At 67.9% G+C, this 17,853-nt stretch carries 19 protein-coding genes; 13 read left to right on the top strand and 6 right to left on the bottom strand.

Annotated features, from left to right (window positions below; genetic code table 11):
• The first annotated feature begins 244 nt into the window (after positions 1-244).
• The 5 genes from M8859_RS33090 (at position 245) to M8859_RS33070 (ending at position 3,005) form a co-directional block, all read left to right on the top strand.
• Entirely contained in the window at positions 245-577 is a 333-nt protein-coding gene (locus M8859_RS33090) for a hypothetical protein (protein ID WP_236565726.1), read from the top strand.
• On the top strand, positions 558-1,091 hold the full coding sequence (locus tag M8859_RS33085; protein ID WP_159930032.1) for a DUF6879 family protein: 534 nt from the start codon (positions 558-560) through the stop codon (positions 1,089-1,091). The genes M8859_RS33090 and M8859_RS33085 overlap by 20 nt, the downstream gene beginning before the upstream one ends.
• Positions 1,088-1,930, top strand: coding sequence for a helix-turn-helix domain-containing protein (locus M8859_RS33080; RefSeq protein ID WP_195070288.1), 843 nt, complete (start codon positions 1,088-1,090; stop codon positions 1,928-1,930). The genes M8859_RS33085 and M8859_RS33080 overlap by 4 nt, the downstream gene beginning before the upstream one ends.
• A 49-nt stretch (positions 1,931-1,979) precedes the next feature.
• Positions 1,980-2,501, top strand: coding sequence for a DUF6879 family protein (locus M8859_RS33075; RefSeq protein ID WP_249645442.1), 522 nt, complete (start codon positions 1,980-1,982; stop codon positions 2,499-2,501).
• 84 nt (positions 2,502-2,585) lie between these two features.
• The gene (locus M8859_RS33070) at positions 2,586-3,005 is read left to right on the top strand and encodes an HIT family protein (RefSeq protein ID WP_159930030.1); all 420 of its coding nucleotides are present in this window, start codon (positions 2,586-2,588) and stop codon (positions 3,003-3,005) included.
• A 73-nt stretch (positions 3,006-3,078) separates the two neighbouring features.
• Here M8859_RS33070 and M8859_RS33065 read toward each other — a convergent pair whose 3' ends face one another.
• Both M8859_RS33065 and M8859_RS33060 read right to left on the bottom strand, forming a co-directional pair.
• A complete protein-coding gene (locus M8859_RS33065; protein WP_201295385.1) occupies positions 3,079-3,951 on the bottom strand; it encodes an alpha/beta fold hydrolase in 873 nt (290 codons plus the stop codon).
• A gap of 66 nt (positions 3,952-4,017) precedes the next feature.
• Entirely contained in the window at positions 4,018-5,106 is a 1,089-nt protein-coding gene (locus tag M8859_RS33060) for an alkene reductase (protein ID WP_195070289.1), read from the bottom strand.
• A 46-nt stretch (positions 5,107-5,152) separates the two neighbouring features.
• On the opposite strand from M8859_RS33060, the gene M8859_RS33055 reads away from it, so the two are divergent.
• The 3 genes from M8859_RS33055 (at position 5,153) to M8859_RS33045 (ending at position 8,560) form a co-directional block, all read left to right on the top strand.
• A complete protein-coding gene (locus M8859_RS33055; protein ID WP_195070290.1) occupies positions 5,153-5,524 on the top strand; it encodes a MerR family transcriptional regulator in 372 nt (123 codons plus the stop codon).
• Positions 5,525-5,534: 10 nt separating this feature from the next.
• Positions 5,535-7,706 (top strand): S9 family peptidase, encoded by a 2,172-nt coding sequence (locus tag M8859_RS33050; RefSeq protein ID WP_195140279.1) that lies wholly within the window; start codon positions 5,535-5,537, stop codon positions 7,704-7,706.
• Between the two features lie 152 nt (positions 7,707-7,858).
• Positions 7,859-8,560 (top strand): DUF2334 domain-containing protein, encoded by a 702-nt coding sequence (locus M8859_RS33045; protein WP_249645441.1) that lies wholly within the window; start codon positions 7,859-7,861, stop codon positions 8,558-8,560.
• Positions 8,561-8,680: 120 nt separating this feature from the next.
• On the opposite strand, the gene gad is transcribed toward M8859_RS33045, so the two are convergent.
• Positions 8,681-10,072, bottom strand: coding sequence for a glutamate decarboxylase (gad, locus tag M8859_RS33040; RefSeq protein ID WP_249645440.1), 1,392 nt, complete (start codon positions 10,070-10,072; stop codon positions 8,681-8,683).
• 220 nt (positions 10,073-10,292) lie between these two features.
• On the opposite strand from gad, the gene M8859_RS33035 reads away from it, so the two are divergent.
• Positions 10,293-11,648 (top strand): dipeptidase, encoded by a 1,356-nt coding sequence (locus M8859_RS33035; protein ID WP_249645439.1) that lies wholly within the window; start codon positions 10,293-10,295, stop codon positions 11,646-11,648.
• A 2-nt stretch (positions 11,649-11,650) separates the two neighbouring features.
• On the opposite strand, the gene M8859_RS33030 is transcribed toward M8859_RS33035, so the two are convergent.
• Complete coding sequence (locus M8859_RS33030; RefSeq protein WP_159930020.1) at positions 11,651-12,295, bottom strand: MBL fold metallo-hydrolase; 645 nt, start codon at positions 12,293-12,295, stop codon at positions 11,651-11,653.
• Positions 12,296-12,426: 131 nt separating this feature from the next.
• On the opposite strand from M8859_RS33030, the gene purS reads away from it, so the two are divergent.
• Positions 12,427-12,663: a phosphoribosylformylglycinamidine synthase subunit PurS gene (purS, locus tag M8859_RS33025; RefSeq protein WP_039794963.1), complete on the top strand. Its 237-nt coding sequence runs from the start codon at positions 12,427-12,429 to the stop codon at positions 12,661-12,663.
• Positions 12,660-13,337 (top strand): phosphoribosylformylglycinamidine synthase subunit PurQ, encoded by a 678-nt coding sequence (purQ, locus tag M8859_RS33020; protein WP_159930018.1) that lies wholly within the window; start codon positions 12,660-12,662, stop codon positions 13,335-13,337. The genes purS and purQ overlap by 4 nt, the downstream gene beginning before the upstream one ends.
• A gap of 52 nt (positions 13,338-13,389) precedes the next feature.
• On the opposite strand, the gene M8859_RS33015 is transcribed toward purQ, so the two are convergent.
• Positions 13,390-14,466, bottom strand: coding sequence for a substrate-binding domain-containing protein (locus M8859_RS33015; RefSeq protein WP_159930016.1), 1,077 nt, complete (start codon positions 14,464-14,466; stop codon positions 13,390-13,392).
• Between the two features lie 49 nt (positions 14,467-14,515).
• Here M8859_RS33015 and M8859_RS33010 point away from each other — a divergent pair, with 49 nt between their 5' ends.
• Positions 14,516-14,947 carry a MarR family winged helix-turn-helix transcriptional regulator gene (locus M8859_RS33010; RefSeq protein WP_159930014.1) on the top strand — a complete coding sequence of 144 codons (432 nt, stop codon included), beginning with the start codon at positions 14,516-14,518 and terminating at the stop codon, positions 14,945-14,947.
• A 234-nt stretch (positions 14,948-15,181) separates the two neighbouring features.
• Positions 15,182-16,480, top strand: coding sequence for a M18 family aminopeptidase (locus M8859_RS33005; RefSeq protein ID WP_159930012.1), 1,299 nt, complete (start codon positions 15,182-15,184; stop codon positions 16,478-16,480).
• Here the strand turns inward: M8859_RS33005 and M8859_RS33000 are convergent.
• Positions 16,429-17,742 carry a glycosyltransferase 87 family protein gene (locus tag M8859_RS33000; RefSeq protein ID WP_249645438.1) on the bottom strand — a complete coding sequence of 438 codons (1,314 nt, stop codon included), beginning with the start codon at positions 17,740-17,742 and terminating at the stop codon, positions 16,429-16,431. The genes M8859_RS33005 and M8859_RS33000 overlap by 52 nt on opposite strands.
• Between the last annotated feature and the right edge of the window lie 111 nt (positions 17,743-17,853).

Raw genomic sequence — 17,853 nt, 5'->3', positions numbered from 1 at the left:
CTTCCGCACGATCTCTTCGGCGGAATGCCGCTTACGTCCAGCCATGGTTCTCAGTGTCCCTTCCAGCCCCTCACCAGGGCCAACGGAACTCTAGTTCCAGGCGGTCTCATTCACCGGGGACAGGCCAGGTCCACGAACTTGCGCAGACTTGCGTGGTTTCCCCTAACAGGGTGCATATGCCGCAAGAGTGGCGGATCATGAGGTGTGCTGCGCAAGCATGCACAAATATTCAGGGAGGGACTTGATGATGAACTTACGATTCCTCGGCAAAGGTGGCTCTGATAAGACTGGTTGCCCATCGTTGTATGCCACTGCTCAGGGAAGTTATCTCGTTCAGGGATGGCAGACCGGCGAGCCTGAGACAGTGGAGATTCCGCACCTGTTGACCGGCTTCGCTGAGCCGGACACCTTCATCGGCGCGACGATGACGGACACGGGTAGGGGGACGTTCAGGTTGACCGGCCGCCCCATCACTGATCATGAAACGTTGAGCCAGTTGGTGCTGGAGGACAACGAAACAGCCATCGAAGTGCCGAAGGCTGAAAGGAACTACTACGGTGGAATTTCGCTCGGATGATCGTTGGCTGGAGCTATTCGAGAGCGCCCAGCGTTCAGCGTTCCACCTGGAGGTCCGGGATTCCTACGCCGAGCCCGAGGAGTCTGCACCGCTGCGGCGGTTCCTCGCAGGCGAACCGGAGCCGCCGGACGGCTACGACAAGAACGACTGGATCGAACTCATAGAAGCACTGGCCGATCGCGGGGTCACGATGAGCCGTATCCGCGTGGTAACCGAGCCCCTTTCCGGCTATCAACGGTGGTTGTTGTCCGTGGCTGGAAGTAGCGTGAGCGCCGGCGAGGACATTCGTTACATTCCCAGGCATCTCGCGGGAGAGACTCCTCTCGATGACTGGTGGTTGTTCGATGACGAACTGGTGGCGTTCAACCTCGTCGACGCCGCAGGCAAGCCGGTCGGCGCGGCAGTGACCAACGATCCCGGCGTCGCGGCATACTGCCGAGTCGTCAGGCAAAGGCTCTGGGATCGGGCCATCCCGTACACCGAGTTCGCCGCTTCGGTCAGCATCCAGCGGTGACCGATTCTGTTCAAGACGCGAGGGAAGCTCTCGGCCAGAGGCTTCGGGAAATCCGGCGTGATGCCGGTATCACCGGCCGAGAGCTTGCCTCCCGCGAAGGTTGGCACGAGTCGAAGGTTTCCCGCATCGAGCACGGGAAGAACACGCCTTCGACTGACGATATCCGCGCTTACTGCAACCACTGCCGGGCGCACGACCAGCTGCCCGACCTGCTTGCCACGCTGCACAACATCGACGCCGCATATCTCGAGTACCGGCGGTTGCTCAGCGCGGGCGTCAAGCGCGGACAGCAGTTGTATGCCAAGCTCGAAGCGGAAGCAAAGCTGATTCGCACGTACGATCCGCAGATCATTCCAGGCCTGCTGCAAACCGCCGAGTACGCCGAGGCCAAGCTGCGCAGTGTCAAAGAGTTCTATCACTTGCCCAACGACATCGACGCCGGCGTGTCCAAACGCATCGAACGGCAGCAAGTCCTGTACCGCAGAGATCACCGGTTCCACTTCGTCATCAGTGAGCGATCCCTCTACACAACCGTTGGCGACGACGATGTGATGCGCGGCCAACTCGATCGACTGCACTCGATTATCGGCATGCCGCGAGTCACGTTGGGGATCGTGCCGCTGACAGCTGAGGCCAAGGTGGTCTTGGAGAATTTCACCATGTTCGACAATCGGATGGTCAAAGTCGAAGGGCACACGGCAGAGTTGACCATCAAGCAGCCGAGGGAAGTCGCACTGTATGGGCGCGCATTCGACGTCTTGTCCAATCAGTCCGTGACCGGCAAACAGGCGCGCGATCTGATCACCGCAGCCCATGAACGACGTACGGGAGCTGTCTGAGCGGGTAGCGAGACAATGACGACCAGCAAGATCAGGAGGACGTTCTAAGGTGCTCTACCTTCAGCATGAGCCGCCGGACTGGTCTGCCCTGTTCCGCGATTGCAAGGCCGAAGCATTCCACCTCGAGGTTCGGGATGCTTACGCCGTGCCGACCGAGTCGGACCGGTTTCGCCGATTTCTGGCCGGAGAGCCCGCATTGTCGGACGAGCACAAGAATCGTTGGAACGATCTCATCCGGGAGACGACCGGCCGGGGTGTGACCGTCAGCCGCGTGCGTGTGGTCACGGTCCCTCACACCGATTATCACCGGTGGTTGTTGTCGGTGACCGATACGAATACAGCGGCAGGTGAGGACATCCGGTACCTGCCGCGGCATCTCGCCGGAGAAGTCTCCCCGGATGACTGGCGGCTCATCGACAACGAGCGCGTTGTCTACAACCTTGTGAACGAACAAGGGAAGCCAGCAGGTCTGGCTATCACCACTGACCCACGCATCGTCGGCCACGCCCGGAGCGTGAAAGAACGACTGTGGGAGCTTGCTACCCCTTACGCGGAGTACGTCAGCCAGTGAGCACTGTCCACGGTGGAGGACTGTTGCCTCGACTCGACCAGCTACAATCTATGTTCGAGTATCTGCCCGAATAAACTGCGGGTCGTGAATCCCTACACGATTTTCGCCGATATCGTCGCCGGGCGAGCGCCGTCGAGCAAGGTCTACGAGGACGACGATGTGCTGGCGTTCATGGACATTCGGCCGATGACGCCGGGGCATCTGCTGGTGGTGCCGAAGGTGGCGGCGCGCAGTCTCGCCGAGCTCGATCCGGTCGTCGGGGGGAAGCTGTTCCAGGTGGGACAGCGGTTGGCGGCGGCGTTGCGGGCCAGCGAGGTGGCGTGCGACGGAGTCAATTTCTTCCTGGCGGACGGGGTGACGGCCGGGCAGGAGGTCTTTCACGTGCATCTGCACGTCATACCGCGCACCCCGGGCGACGGGTTCGGTTTGCGCGGGCGGCCGACCAGTCCTCGGCGGCCCGATCTGGACTATCTCGCCGCCTCGATTCGGGGTGCACTGGACTGAGCTGATCGATGGGCCTGCGGTACCGTCCTGGCCCCGGCCATCCCTCGGGGTCGGCTCATCCTCCGGCAGGAAGTCACCGATCGGCGTGCTGGCCGAGCAGGGTACGCAGAATCGGCTCGGCGTGTACCCAGAGCAGTGCGCCGCCTACATCCGCGACCACGTGGCGGCGTGCACCGGGTATCCGGGTGGACAAGAATGCGCCGCGATCCGGGGAGTGGCTGGTATCCAGTTCGCCGTACCAGATGTCCACCGGCACCGCGATCTTCTCGAGGTCGAACGGCCAGCGGCGCATCGCGAGCAGGGTGTCGTGCACGTATCCCCCGGGCCCTGGCGCGAACGCTTCGGCCAGCGCACAGCGATAGGACGCCGCGAACGCGGCGCTTCGATAGACCGCGACATCGGACGGCGCACTCGCGGCGATCACCATATCCCACATCGCGTCCGCGTCGAACGCCGCGAGATGACGTGCGGCGGCCTCCGGGGCGTGCGCGGCACCGTGTACGAGAGCTCGCACTCCCTCGGGCAGCGCGTCTGCGAATTCGGGGGCGGCGAGCTCGTCCGCGGCGGAGACCAGGGACACCGCCCCGGCCACGCCGGCCACCGCGCACGCGAGCGCGAACGGCGCACCTTGCGAGTTACCTACGACCGCTGGTCTGCCCAGCCCGCGGCGCGCGGACAGCTCGCGGATATCGTCGGCGAACGAGGCGAATGTTCGGTCCGGAGCAGGTGTCGAAGCGCCCAACCCGGGGCGGTCGACGGAGACCAGGCGCACCCCGAGCCCGTCGACGGAGTCGGCGCCGAAGCCGAGCCGACGACTCGTCGCCGCTCCCGGGCACAGCAGCACCGGAGTGCCGTCCGGCGGACCCCATTCGGCCCAGCCCAGCGCCCGTCCGTCCGTGAGGCGTGTGGTCCCGATCCGGTCGGGATCGCGAATCGACACTGACACGCCGATCATCCTGGCGCGCACCGGCCGCGGCCGCAGCTGATTTTCGCTGCTTCCCGGAGCGACGAGTCAGTCGCGCACCAATTCGGCCGCCGACCAGTGGGGATAGTCGCTGTAGCCCTCGGCGGTGCGGCCGTACAGGAGTTCTTCGCGAATGGGCGCAAGCGGGAGGTCGTAGCGGATGCGGTGCACCAGATCGGGATTGGCGATGAACGCCCTGCCGAAGGAGACCAGGTCGGCCAGACCCGCGCGCAGCACCTGTTCGGCGCCCGCCGCCGTGGTGGGCTCGCGGTTCTCGCCGATGTTCGCCATGAGCGTGCCGTGCCAGAGCGGCCGCAAGTCGCGCAGCGCCGGGTAGCGGTCGTTGTCGGTGAGGTGCAGGTAGGCCAGACCGCGCCCATCGAGTTCGGCGACGAGCGCCCGATAGAGCGGGGCCGGGTCGGCTTCGTACATGTTGAACTGCGGGTTGCCCGGCGAGAGCCGGACAGCTGTGCGCTCGGCGCCGATCGCCTCGGTCACCGCGTCCACCACCGCGAGGGGCAACCGCATGCGGTTGGCGATCGATCCGCCGTACTCGTCGTCACGCAAATTGGTGTTGTCGGCGAGGAACTGGTGCAGGAAATAGCTATTGGCCCCGTGGATCTCGACCCCGTCGAAGCCCGCGGCCGTGGCGTTGCGCGCCGCGGTGGCATAGTGCCGTACGGCGGCCTCGATACCGGCGCGATCGAGCGCGGCGGGCGTGATGGGATCGGCCTTGCCGCCGTCGATCAGGTGCACCCGATCGTCGTCCAGCACCGCCGACGGTCCGGCGGGCCAGGACCCATCGATCCGCGCCAGCGGGTGGCCCTTGCGTCCGCCGTGCATGAGCTGCGCGAAGATCCGGCCGCCGCGCGCGTGCACCGCCTCGGTGACGCGCCGCCACGCCGAAACGTGCACGGGCGTCTGCAATCCGGGCACCCAGGCTTCGCTCTGTCCGGTGGAGTGCGGCCAGATGCCCTCGGTGACGATGAGCCCGGCCGTCGCGCGCTGGGCGTAGTAGTCGACGACATCGCCGGTCGGCGATCCGTCGGGCAGCGAGCGCAACCGCGTCATCGGAGACATGACGATCCGGTTGGGCAGGTCGAGCGGGTGGTTGCGGTATTCGGTCAACAGCAGCATGGCTGTACCGTAAAACCTGACATCGATGTTAGGTCAAGGAGCGAATGTGCGGATCGGCGAACTGGCCGAGCGGACCGGTGTGAGCGTCCGGTCGCTGCGGTACTACGAAACCAAAGGTTTGCTGGCCTCGGAGCGGACCTCCGGGGGTCAGCGGGAGTATCCGGAGGCGGCGGTCGACCGGGTCCGTCGCATCCAGGAGATGTTCGCCGCCGGCCTGCACAGCGACACGATCGGCGAACTGCTGCCGTGCATCCACGACGTCGACGGCACCCCTAATGCCCGAGCGACGCCGTTCCTGGTGGAAAGGCTGACCGAGGAACGCGCCAGGATCGATCAGGCGATGCGCGATCTGCGCCGGACCAGCGACGTGCTCGACGGCATCATTCGAGCGGCGGGCGCGGGCGCCTCCGAACAGTAGGGTGGACGCCATGGCTCTCGACAGCGGAACGATCTCCGAACCCGGTAGCGGCGCGGTGGCGCCGCCGGTCGCCAAGACGGTGCCCACCGAGCGGGTCCATCACGGCGACGTCTTCGTCGACGAGTACGAATGGCTGCGGGAGAAGGAGAACCCCGACGTCATCGCCTATCTGGAGGCGGAGAACGCCTACACCGAGGCACAGACCGAGCATCTGAGCACGTTGCGCGAGCGAATCTTCGACGAGATCAAAGCGCGCACGCAGGAGACCGACCTCTCGGTGCCGACCCGACTGGGCGACTACTGGTACTACTCGCGCAGCTTCGAGGGCAAGCAGTACGGCGTGCACTGCCGGTGCCCGATCGCCGCGGGCGCCGAGGGCATCGACGCGTGGACGCCGCCGCGGTTGGAGGCCGAGACCGAGGTCCCGGGCGAAGAGGTGCTGCTGGACAGCAACGAGCTGGCCGAAGGGCACGATTTCTTCGCGCTCGGCGCGTTCTCGATCAGTCACGACGGCGATCTGCTCGCCTACTCGGTCGACAACGTGGGCGACGAACGGTACGTGCTGCGTTTCAAGGACCTGCGCACCGGTGAACTGCTCGGCGACGAGATCGAGGGCACCGCGCCGGGCGCGACCTGGTCGCTGGACGGTAGCCACGTCTTCTATCAGACCGTCGACGAGTCGTGGCGGCCGGACACGGTGTGGCGGCACCGGCTCGGCAGCACCGATCCCGACGTCAAGGTGTTCCACGAGCCCGACGAGCGCTATTGGGTGAGCATCGGCGCCAGCCGGTCGGAGAAATACCTCATGATCTGGGTCGGCTCCAAGATCACCAGCGAGGGCTGGGTGCTGGAATCCGACGACCCCGAGGGCGAGTTCCGGGTACTGCTGCCGCGCCGCGAGGGTGTCGAGTACTCGGCCGAGCACGCGGTGATCGGCGGGGCGGACCGGTTCCTGATCCTGCACAACGACGTGGTGGATGGCGTCAAGGCGGAGAACTTCGTGCTCGCCGAAGCGCCGGTCGACGACCCGTCGAACCTGACGCAGCTGATCGGGCACCGCGACGACGTGCGACTCGAGGACATCGACGCGTTCCGCGACCACCTCGTGCTCAGCTACCGGCGCGAGGCGCTCACTCGGATCGCGGTGTGGCCGCTGACCGACTCCGGCTACGGCGAGCGGCGCGAACTCGACATCGACCTGGAACTCTTCGCGGTCGGCGTCGGATCCAACCCGGAGTGGGACCAGCCGACCCTGCGCATCGGGCTGACCTCGTTCATCACGCCGATGCAGGTATTCGACTACGTTCCGGCCACCGGCGAGCTGCTGTTGCGCAAGGAACAGCCCGTGCTCGGCGGCTACGACGCGAACGACTACGAACAGCACCGGGACTGGGCGGTCGCCGAGGACGGCACGCGGATCCCCATCTCGCTGGTGCGGAAGAAGACGACGGCCGTCGACGGCCCGCAGCCGTTGCTGCTCTACGGCTACGGCTCCTACGAGGCGAGCATCGATCCGGCGTTCTCGGTCGCCCGGCTGTCGTTGCTGGATCGCGGCATGGTCTTCGCGGTCGCGCACGTGCGCGGCGGCGGCGAGATGGGCAGGCTCTGGTACGAGCACGGCAAGACGCTCACCAAGAAGAACACCTTCACCGACTTCGTCGCCGCCGCGCGGCACCTCATCGAGACCGGGGTCACCGCCGCCGACCGGATGATCGCCGACGGCGGCAGCGCGGGCGGCTTGCTGGTCGGCGCGGTCGCCAACCTGGCCCCCGAGCTGTTCGCGGGCATCCTCGCCAACGTCCCGTTCGTCGACCCGCTCACCTCCATCCTCGACCCGTCGCTTCCGCTGACCGTGATCGAGTGGGACGAGTGGGGCAACCCGCTGACGGACAAGGACGTCTACGAGTACATGAAGTCCTACTCGCCCTATGAGAACGTCGAGGCCAGGGACTACCCGGCGATCCTGGCCATCACCAGCCTGAACGACACCCGCGTGTTGTACGTCGAGCCCGCGAAGTGGATCGCCAAGCTGCGCGCCACCGCGACCGGAGACGCGCCGCTGCTGCTGAAGACGGAGATGAGCGCGGGCCACGGCGGGGTGAGCGGGCGCTACGAGAAGTGGCGGGAAGTGGCCTTCGAGCACGCCTGGGTACTCGACACGGTCGGTCTCGCCGACGCGTAGTCCCACCGTCCGGCCGCCCGCGCGAACCGGCGGCCGGACGGTAGCGGCGCGCCGTCAGCGGGGTGAGCGCTCGATACACCCGTGACGGAGTGTTCGCCGCCCCGTCATGCCGCCTGCACGTCGAGGACATGTGCGGCTGGCACCGTAAGTTCATGAACGCTGAGCTGATCGTATCGATTTCCGGGATCAGGGACACCACCCGGGACACAGCGATGGGATTCGCCGAGGAGATGGATCGGCGCGGCGTACCTCTCTCGCTGCTGGTCGCCCCGCGGTTGAAGGGCAAGTACCGGCTGCTCGACGACCCGGCGACGCAGGCCTGGCTGCGCGGGCGGCGGGCGCGCGGCGACGCCATCGTGCTGCACGGCTACGACCAGGCGGCCACCAAGCGGCGGCGCGCCGAGTTCGCCGCGCTGCCCCGGCACGAAGCGCGGTTGCGGTTGACCGCCGCGGATCGGGTGCTCGAACAGGTCGACCTGCGCACCCGCCTGTTCGCGGCCCCGCGCTGGGATGCTTCGGCGGGCGCGCTGGACGCGCTGCCGGAAGTCGGTTTCCGATTGGCGCTCGGCTTGACCGCGATCATCGACCTGGAGCGCAATATGGCGCAGAAGTCCAGGGTGTACGGCATCGGCGAGGGCTTCCGCGCGGAGCCGTGGTGGTGCCGGGCCCTGATCATGGGCGCCTCGCGCACCGCCCGCCGCGGTGGTGTGCTGCGGCTGGCCGTGTCCGCCGCCCAGTTGGCGCGATCCGGCCCGCGCCAGGCCATGCTCGACGCCGTCGACCTCGCGCTGTTCCACGGCGCGGTCGGCGCCACCTACCGGTGGGAATCCTTCCCGGCCCTGCGCGCCGCATGACTGACGTCGCGGGCGGCGATGCGTCGGCGCCGTCGCCCGCGGCCGGTCGGGACCGCGCTCGCGCGACCGATCGGCGCCGCCGCCCGCGAATGGCGTAGCCGGGCGGCGGCGCTGTCCTGATCAGGACGGCGCGATTTCCGTCTCCGGCACGGCGGGCGTGGCGGTGTGCGTGAATCCGCCTGCCTCCTCGTGCGTGAGCGAAGTCGAGAACGGTCGCCGCCGTAGTTGGCCGATGCAGCGGTCGAGATCGGCGATCAGCAGGTCGGCCATGTCGATGGTGAAGCCCTGGCGCAGGACCGCGCGCATCACCGTCTCGCCGTCCCGCTCCGAGGGCAGCGGATAGGCCGCGATCAGCCAGCCTCTGGAACGCAGCCGGTCGGACAGGTCGTAGAGGTTGAAGCCGGGATCGCCGGTCAGCCGCCAGCACACCGCGGTGATGCCGCGCTGCGGGTCGCCGTCGTGGATCAGTTCGAAGACCCCGAGCCCGCGCAGCCCCGCGGCCAAGTGCTGCGCCACCCGGTAGATCGCGGCCTGCACCCTGGCGTAACCGGCACGGCCCAAGCGGATGAATTCGTAGTACTGGGTGATCGCCTGTCCGCCCGGGCGGGAGAAGTTCAAGTTGAAGGTGGCCATGCTGCCGCCGAGGTAGTCCACGTCGAAGATCAACTCCTCCGGCAGGTCGCCTGCCTCCCGCCAGATCGCCCAGCCCGCGCCGAGCGGAGCCAGCCCGGTCTTGTGCCCGGAGGCGTTGATCGACTTCACCCTGGGCAACCGGAAGTCCCAGATGAGGTCCGGGGCGGCGAACGGGGCGAGAAAGCCGCCGCTGGCCGCGTCCACGTGGATCGGAATGTCCCAGCCGCGCTCGCGCTCCAGCGTGTCCAGCGCCGCGCTGACCCCGGCGACGTCTTCGAACAGACCGGTGTAGGTCTGGCCGAAGGTGGGCACGACCATCATGGTGTTCGCGTCGCAATGTTCCGCGACATCGTCGGGGTGCATGGTGAGCCGGTCCCCGCGCAGCGGAATCCGGCGGATCTCCACGTCGAAGTAGCGCGCGAATTTCTCCCAGCAAACCTGGACAGGCCCGCAGACGAAATTGGGTGTGCCGGTGCCGCCACGCTTGCGCCAGCGGAATTTGGCCGCGAGTCCGCCGAGCATGGCCGCCTCGCTGGACCCGATGGTCGAGGTGCCGTGCGTGGTGGCCGGGTCCGGCGCGTGCCACAGGTCCGCGACCATCCGCATGGCGCGGCGCTCCAGCTCGGCCGTCTGCGGGTACTCGTCCTTGTCGACGATGTTCTTGTCCAGGCATTCGGACATCAGCCTGCGGGCCTGGTCGTCCACCCAGGTGGTGCAGAAGGTGGCCAGGTTCATCCTGGAGACGCCGTCGAGCATCAGCTCGTCGTGCACGATTTCGTAAGCGACCTGCGGAAACATCTCGTGCGCCGGGAATCCGGATCGCGGCGCGGATCGGCTCAACCCCGGTAGGGCGAACAGATCATCGGCTCCTTCGGACATGAGTACGGCCTCCCGATTCGACAGGTGTGCGGGTATGCCTCGTCTCTCCTGGAGGATGCCACTCGATTGCCGGCATCCTCCCCGCCCACCTTGACACACGGCGACCGACTTCTGGACGCACTTCGTACTCGCCTGGGAATCGCCCCGGATCACAGGCCGCGCCCGGACACCCGACTCGTTGCACGACCTCCTGTTCCAGGGCGGGAGATAAGGTTGGGGAATGACGGAGGATGTGCGTGTCGCGGCGCTGCGCGGTGCGGTGGCAGGCTTGATGGAGCAGGCGAAAACCGATCTGGCGCAACTTGTCTCGTTCAAGTCGGTAGCCGATCCGCGGCAGTTCCCTCCCGAGGAGTGCGATCGTGCGGCGCAGTGGGTGGCCGACGCGTTCGCCGCCGCGGGGCTCACCACGGTCGGCCTGCACGAAACGCCGGACGGCACCAAGGCAGTCGTCGCCTCACGGGCCGCTCCCGTGGGCGCGCCGACAGTGTTGCTCTACTGTCACTACGACGTCCAGCCGCCGATGGACGAGGCCGCGTGGCGTACCTCGCCGTGGGAGCTGACGGAGCGCGACGGCCGCTGGTACGGGCGCGGCAGCGCGGATTGCAAGGGCAACATCGTCATGCACCTGACGGCTTTGCGTGCGCTCGGCCCGGACCTGCCGCTGGGTGTCACCGTGGTCGCGGAGGGCTCCGAGGAGCAGAGCACCGGGGGACTGGAGCGGTTCGTCGAAGCCCACCCGGACCTGCTGCGCGCGGACGCGATCGTGATCGGCGACTGCGGTAATTTCGCCGCGGGCCTGCCGACGCTGACCGAGACGCTGCGCGGTGGCGTGAACGTCGTGGTCACCGTCGAAACGCTCGCGAGCCCTTTGCATTCCGGCATGTTCGGCGGCCCGGCCCCCGACGCGCTGGCCGCGCTGATCCAGCTGCTGGCCTCGCTGCGCGACGAGCGAGGCAACACCACGATCGACGGCTTGGCCAACGATCAGGTTTGGCCGGGCGTGCGGTACCCGCGCGAGCAGTTCCACGCCGACGCGGGCGTCCTGCGCGATGTCGAACTCATCGGTGACGGCGACGTCGCCGATCTGCTCTGGGCGCGACCGGCGCTGACGGTGCTGGGCATCGACGCGCCGCCGGTGGTGGGATCCGCGGCCGCGATTCCGCCGATCGCGCGGGCCCGCCTGAATCTGCGGATTCCGCCGGGCACCGATCCGGATCAGGCGCACCGGGCTCTCGTGGCGCATCTGCAGGCGCATACGCCGTGGCGCGCCCAGCTGACCGTGGAACTGGAAGGCATCGCCGCGCCGTTCCGGTCTCCCGCCGGGGGACCGGCGCGCGCGGCGATGGAGGCGGCGCTGGCCGCATCCTATGGACGCGCGCCGACCACCCAGGGGCAGGGCGGCTCGATCCCGCTGTGCAACGTCTTCGCCGCCACCTACCCGGACGCGGAGATCATGCTGCTCGGAGTCGAAGAACCGAAATCTCTGATCCACGCGCCCAATGAGAGCGTCGATCCCGAGGAGATCGAGCACATGGCGCTGGCCGAAGCGCTGTTCCTCGCGACCTATACCGGCTAGGCCTACAGCTCGGTGGCGTCCTCCGGTGCGAGCACCCGGAATTCGGTCCCCTCGGGCGCCATCTCGTTCAGCCGGCCGAAGTAGATGCCCTGTGCCTCGGGCCGGATGATGCCGAAGTGGATGGGCAGCGCTACCCGCGGCGCGACGGCGCGCAGGTAATCGACGGCCTCGCTGATCCGCATCCACGGTGCGACCGCCGGAGCGGCCAGCACGCCGACCGGGACCGGCGGCACCCACAGCGAATCACCGGGGTGTACCAGCTGCGCCGGGTCGGCCGGGGTGCCCAGCAGGAAGACCGTGTTGTCGATCACGGGAATCTCCGGGTGGATGACGGCGTGCCTGCCGCCGCCGCCGGTGATCTGGAGACCGTCGAGCGTCAGGATGTTGCCCGCGCGCACCGGTTCCCACGGCTCGCCGCGCTGCTGGGCGGTCTGCGGATCCGACAGCAACCGTGCGCCGGGGTTCGCCTCGATCAGCGCCTCGATCCGGTCCGGGTCGATGTGGTCGGGATGCTGATGGGTGACCGCGATCGCGTCCAGGCCGGTGAGGCCCTCGAAGCCGTGCGAGAAGGTGCCCGGGTCGAACAGGATCTTCTTGCCGTGCAGCTCGACGAGGAGGCAGGAATGACCGAAGTGGGCTATGCGCATGCCGTCATGCTATCCACGCCCGGTGTGTTCTCCGTGACATCGCCGATGTCTTGGCCGACCCCGCGGATGCCGTGCCCGACCTGCACAACTACGCTGCTGAGGTAACCCCCCAACCACATGAGGAGCAACGCGTGGCACGAGTCGTGGTCGAGGTGATGCCGAAGGCCGAAATCCTGGATCCGCAGGGGCAGGCCATCGTCGGCGCACTCCCGCGCCTGGGATTCGAGGGCGTCTCGGACGTTCGGCAGGGCAAGCGATTCGAACTCGACGTCGACGACAGCGTCGATGACGCGGCGCTCGAGCAGATCGCCGAATCGCTGCTGTGCAACACGGTGATCGAGGAGTGGAAGGTGGTCCGCGTTTCATGACCGCGCGCATCGGGGTCATCACGTTTCCCGGCACGCTCGACGACGTCGACGCGGCCCGGGCGGTGCGCCTGGCCGGCGCCGAGGCGGTCAGCCTGTGGCACGCCGACGCCGACCTGAAGGGCGTCGACGCGGTGATCGTGCCCGGCGGCTTCTCCTACGGCGACTACCTGCGTGCCGGCGCCATCGCCCGGTTCGCCCCGGTGATGGGCGAAGTCGTGCGCGCGGCGGGCGCCGGACTGCCGGTGCTGGGTATCTGCAACGGTTTCCAGGTGCTGTGCGAGGCCGGGTTGCTGCCCGGCGCGCTGACCCGCAACGAGGGCCTGCACTTCATCTGCCGCGACGAGTGGCTCACCGTGGATTCGGTGTCCACCGTGTGGACCTCCCGCTTCGAGCCGGGCGCTCAGATCCTCATCCCGCTCAAGTCCGGTGAGGGGCGCTACCAGGCGTCGGAGGCCGTGCTGGACCAACTCGAAGGCGAGGGCAGGGTCGTCTTCCGCTACTCGAGCGACAACCCGAACGGCTCGCAGCGCGGCATCGCGGGCATCGCCTCGGCCAACGGTCGCGTCGTCGGCTTGATGCCGCACCCGGAGCACGCCACCGAGCCGCTGACCGGACCCAGCGACGACGGCCTGGGCCTGTTCCTCTCCGTGCTGGACACCCTGGTCGCTGTGTGATCCGGCCGCCGGGCCACGAACGGACGACGCTCGGTCTCGGCGTTTGTCGACTTCAGCTGATGCGGTCGATGATGTCGAAGTCGACGCCTTTCGCGCGGGCGATATATCCGCGTTGAATCGCCTGGTTGCCGCGGAAACCCCGCACCCCGGCGGGGGTTTCGAGGAACAGGCCGTGATCGAGGGCATCGAGTATCTCGGGCACTTCCAATGATCCGACCGCCCGTGCGAGCGCGCCCAGCGTGTGGATGGCTTCGTAGGTGGCGTTGCTGAAGCTGGTCAGCGCGGGGGCGAACGCGCCGTGGCGCGCGGTGTAGCGGGTCATCCGGTCGCGTCCGTCGGGCGTGCGGTCGTCGAGGAAGAAGCTGGACGCCACGAAGAAGTCGCGGTTGGCCTCGGGGCCCGCCGCCAGCAGCACGTTCTCGTCGGCGGCCGGGCTGACCCGCAGCTGACTCGCGGCGCGGCCGGTGGCCGCGTACTGCCGGTTGAAGCGGGCGACGTCGGCGCCGACCATCAGGATCACCACCGCGTCGGCCAGGTCGAGTGCTGGATGATCGAGGAAGCCGGAGAAACTCGGCGACCCCAGCGGCACGAACTGTTCCAGCACGATCGCCGCCGGATCGGACAGGCTCGCGCGGATCGCGGCGGCGGAACGGCGCGGCCAGATGTAGTCGTTGCCGATGACGGCCCAGCGCCGCACGCCGTACTCGCGTTCGAGCCAGTGCACGGCGGCCACGGTCTGCCCGGCCGGGTGCTCGCCGAGCATCAGCACGCCTGGCAGTTCGTCGGTCAGGCCCTCATGGCTGGTGGCGTACAGGTATGGCACCCGGCCCGCGCCCGCTCGCGCCACAGCCCGCCGGACCGCGGAGGTGTGCCACCCGGTGATGGCGTGCACCATGCCGGTGGACAGCAGCGCGGAGACCTCGGCGGCGACCTCGTGTGGCGGGCGGCCCCCGTCGATATTCGTGGTACGAATTTCCCGCCCCAGAATTCCCGCACTCCGGTTGATTTCGTCGACCGCGAGCGTTACCGCCGCATCGCAGGACGGCGCGACGATACCGCCCGGTCCCTGCCGCGGAACTATGTTGAGGACCTCGATTGTGCCCTCGGGGCTCTCGAACGGCGTCGACATTCGGTACTCTTCTTCTCGTTCGAGCGAAATTCATGGCAGGCAGGGAATAATGACGTCCATTGTAAGCGGAAATTCGACGCTGCATGGCGCGCTGCGTGCCGCGGAGCGCGGTTGGGTGCGGCACTTGGACACGGCGTTGTGCGCCAGGCAACTCTCCCCGGATCAGTGGTCGATGCTGTCGAATCTGTGTGGTGACACGGGTATCACGATGACCGAGCTGGCAGCCAAATCGCAGCTCGCGCCGTCCTCGGCCACCCGGCACGCCGACTATCTGGCCGAGCGCGGCCTGATCTTCCGGCTCGCCGCACAGGACGATCGGCGCCGCATCCTGATCGGCCTCAGCAGGCTCGGAGCCGATCTGGTCGCGGAGGTGCGTGCGGAGGAGGCGCGCGCCGAGCAGGAGTTGCGCGGACGAATCGGCGCGCGCCGATATACCGAACTCATGCGATTGCTCGACCTGGTTTCCATCGCCTCGGAGTAATACTCCGCAGTACCGGACATTCATCCGATGAATGCCCCGAACGTCCGATTTGTGATCGTCCGGCAAACCATTCTTGCCGTCATGTTCCACTGTGAATAGCCCGCGCGGCGGGGCCCCGCGCGAGCGAATTCTCCGCGATAACAGCAAGGCTCGTACCGTCTCGACCGATATCAGGCGCACGCGCGCGCCGACCGGGACACTACGGTCGCGGCTCACTTGCCTAGGATCGCAGGCATGCCCGTCTCCTCCACCGCTGCCACGGCCGCCGGGCTGTGCGCGTTCATCGATGCGTCTCCGTCGCCGTTCCACGTCTGCCGCACGGTCGCCGCGGAATTGGACGCGCGCGGGTTCACCCGGCTCGCCGAATCGGAGACCTGGCCCTCGGACGGTCCGGGTAGGCACTACGTGGTTCGCGGCGGGTCACTGGTCGCCTGGGCTGCCGGAGACGCCGCGGGCGCGACCCCGTTCCGCGTGGTAGGGGCGCACACCGACAGTCCCAACCTGCGCGTCAAGCAGCATCCCGATCTCACCTCGGCGGGCTGGCAACTGGTCGGGTTGGAGCCGTACGGCGGTGCGTGGCTGAACTCCTGGCTGGACCGGGAACTCGGTGTCTCGGGGCGGCTGAGCGTCCGCGAGGCGAACACGGTGCGTGAGCGGCTGGTTCGCATCGATGAGCCGATCCTGCGGGTGCCGCAGCTGGCCATCCACCTGTCCGAGGACCGCAGGGGCGTCACGCTGGATCCGCAGCGGCACGTCAACGCGGTGTGGGGCGTCGGGTACGAAGCGGCGGCGTTCATCGATTTCGTGGCCGACCGGGCCGGGGTCGATCCCGGCGAGGTGCTCGGCTGGGAACTGATGACCCACGACCTGGCCCCGAGCAGGCTGATCGGTCGCGACCACGACCTGGTCAGCGCGCCGCGCCTGGACAACCAGGGCACCTGCTTCGCGGGTTTGCACGCGTTCCTGGCCGCGATCGACGATCCGGGCGCGGCGATCCCGGTGCTGGCCATGTTCGACCACGAGGAGGTCGGCAGCCAGTCCGACCGTGGCGCGCAGTCGGATCTGCTGCCCGCGGTGCTGGAACGCATCGTGCTCGCGCGCGGTGGCGGGCGCGTCGATTACCTTGCCGCGCTGGCCGGTTCGGTGTGCGCGTCCGGTGACATGGCGCACGCGACGCACCCGAATTATCCGGAGCGGCACGAGCCCGCGCACCGGATCGAGGTCAACGGCGGGCCGGTGCTGAAGGTCAACCAGAATCTGCGCTACGCCACCGACGCCACCGGCGCCGGCGCGTTCGCGCTGGCCTGTGCTCAGGCCGGAGTCGCGTTGCAGCGCTACGTGCATCGCGCCGACCTGCCCTGCGGCTCCACGATCGGCCCGATGACCGCCGCGCGCACCGGCATGCCCACCGTCGACGTCGGCGCGCCGCAGCTGGCGATGCATTCGGCGCGCGAGCTGATGGGCGCGTTCGACGTTCCGGCTTATGCCGCGGCGCTGGCCGCCTTCCTCACACCCGAGACCGCCGGGCGGTAGGTGACCACCGCGACGACGAGGACGGCGAAAGTGGCCAGAACGTAGCTGCTTCCGATGATCTGCTGCCACCAGGCCCATTCCAGCTCGCGGTCGCGCGAGTGCGGCAGCAGCCAGTGCGGACCGATCAGGAACAGCACGGTGGCCGCCGCGACCGCGCCGATCACCCGCGGGCTGCGCGCGCCACGCACTACGAGATCGGCGGTGACCACCAGCGCGGGCGCGATCCACACCCAGTGATGCGACCAGGACACCGGCGAGACCAAGAGCACCACCGCGGCGTTCACCAGCAACGCCGCCACGGTCGCGCCCGCGTCGATCAGCCTGCGCATCCACACCGCGGCGAGCGCGACGGCCAGCGCCGACAGCGCGATCCACAGCACGGTGGCCACCGTGTCGTCGACGCCCAAGCGGAAGGCCATGCCCTTGATGGACTGGTTGCCCGCGAAGTAAGGGGGGCCGATCCTGCCGGTGTCGGCGAGGGTGTGGAACCAGTAGTCCACGGAATCGCCGGGGAACAGCAGGAATCCGAGGCCCACCGCAGCGATAGCGGAGATGACCAGCGTGCCCGCGGCCTTCCAGTCCTTGCGCAGCAGGAAGTACAGCAGGTAACCGGCCGGGATCAATTTCACCGACACCGCGATGCCGATCAGCATGCCGCGCGGCCAGAACGGCTTGCGCACCAGACAGTCCAGTGTGATCGCGGCCATCAGCACCAGGTTGATCTGTCCGAAACCGAAGGTCTGGCGGATCGGTTCGAAGAACTGCGCCACCGCGACCGCGCCGATGACCAGGGTGAGCACGGCCGGGCGGGAAAGCTCCGGACGCAGGCGCGCAAGCACCAGCCACAGCGAGATGCCCAGGCTCGCCACGGAGGTGACGACCACCAGCACCTCGGCGACCACCAGCGACATCAGGGCCAGCGGCGCGAAGAACAACGCCGCCAGAGGCGGATAGGTGAACGGAAGCCCGATGCCCTCGACCGGCGGCATCGGGCCGTAGAGATCGCCGCCGTCCAGCCAGACCCGGGCTCCGTTGCGATACACCTGGAGGTCGATGTAGCCGTGCCACCAGTGCACCAGCAGCGACACGAGCACCGACACCGCGAACAACGCGATAGCAGCAATCAGCCAGCGCACTTTCGGTTCCGGCAGGTTCGGCGACACGGCGCCGGGCGCGGTTCCCGAGTCCCCGCCCGAGGCGAGCGCGGCGTCCGTGGCGATCGATCGCCCACCCGGATTCGCGACCCCCGATCCTTCGTTCACCGGCTCAGAGTAGCCGGTGCGTGGGCCCCCTACCCACTGCCTCTAGACTTGAACCCAGGCATCTCGCCGCCACCCAGTGACAACGCTCGTCGCTTCACAATGCCCGGCCGA

The organism is Nocardia sputi, from assembly GCF_023501985.1.
The sequence above is the reverse complement of the archived record's forward strand: the minus strand, read 5'-3'. Positions and strand labels throughout refer to the sequence as shown.

Bases quoted from the DNA above. Each gene is read 5' to 3' on its own strand.
- M8859_RS33090 (WP_236565726.1), top strand. From the start codon at position 245: ATGATGAACTTACGATTCCTCGGCAAAGGTGGCTCTGATAAGACTGGT.
- M8859_RS33060 (WP_195070289.1), bottom strand. From the start codon at position 5,106: ATGCTGCTGTTGACCGAATACCGCAACCACCCGCTCGACCTGCCCAAC.
- M8859_RS33050 (WP_195140279.1), top strand. From the start codon at position 5,535: ATGGCTCTCGACAGCGGAACGATCTCCGAACCCGGTAGCGGCGCGGTG.
- M8859_RS33045 (WP_249645441.1), top strand. From the start codon at position 7,859: ATGAACGCTGAGCTGATCGTATCGATTTCCGGGATCAGGGACACCACC.
- gad (WP_249645440.1), bottom strand. From the start codon at position 10,072: ATGTCCGAAGGAGCCGATGATCTGTTCGCCCTACCGGGGTTGAGCCGA.
- M8859_RS33035 (WP_249645439.1), top strand. From the start codon at position 10,293: ATGACGGAGGATGTGCGTGTCGCGGCGCTGCGCGGTGCGGTGGCAGGC.
- M8859_RS33030 (WP_159930020.1), bottom strand. From the start codon at position 12,295: ATGCGCATAGCCCACTTCGGTCATTCCTGCCTCCTCGTCGAGCTGCAC.
- purQ (WP_159930018.1), top strand. From the start codon at position 12,660: ATGACCGCGCGCATCGGGGTCATCACGTTTCCCGGCACGCTCGACGAC.
- M8859_RS33015 (WP_159930016.1), bottom strand. From the start codon at position 14,466: ATGTCGACGCCGTTCGAGAGCCCCGAGGGCACAATCGAGGTCCTCAAC.
- M8859_RS33010 (WP_159930014.1), top strand. From the start codon at position 14,516: ATGACGTCCATTGTAAGCGGAAATTCGACGCTGCATGGCGCGCTGCGT.
- M8859_RS33005 (WP_159930012.1), top strand. From the start codon at position 15,182: ATGCCCGTCTCCTCCACCGCTGCCACGGCCGCCGGGCTGTGCGCGTTC.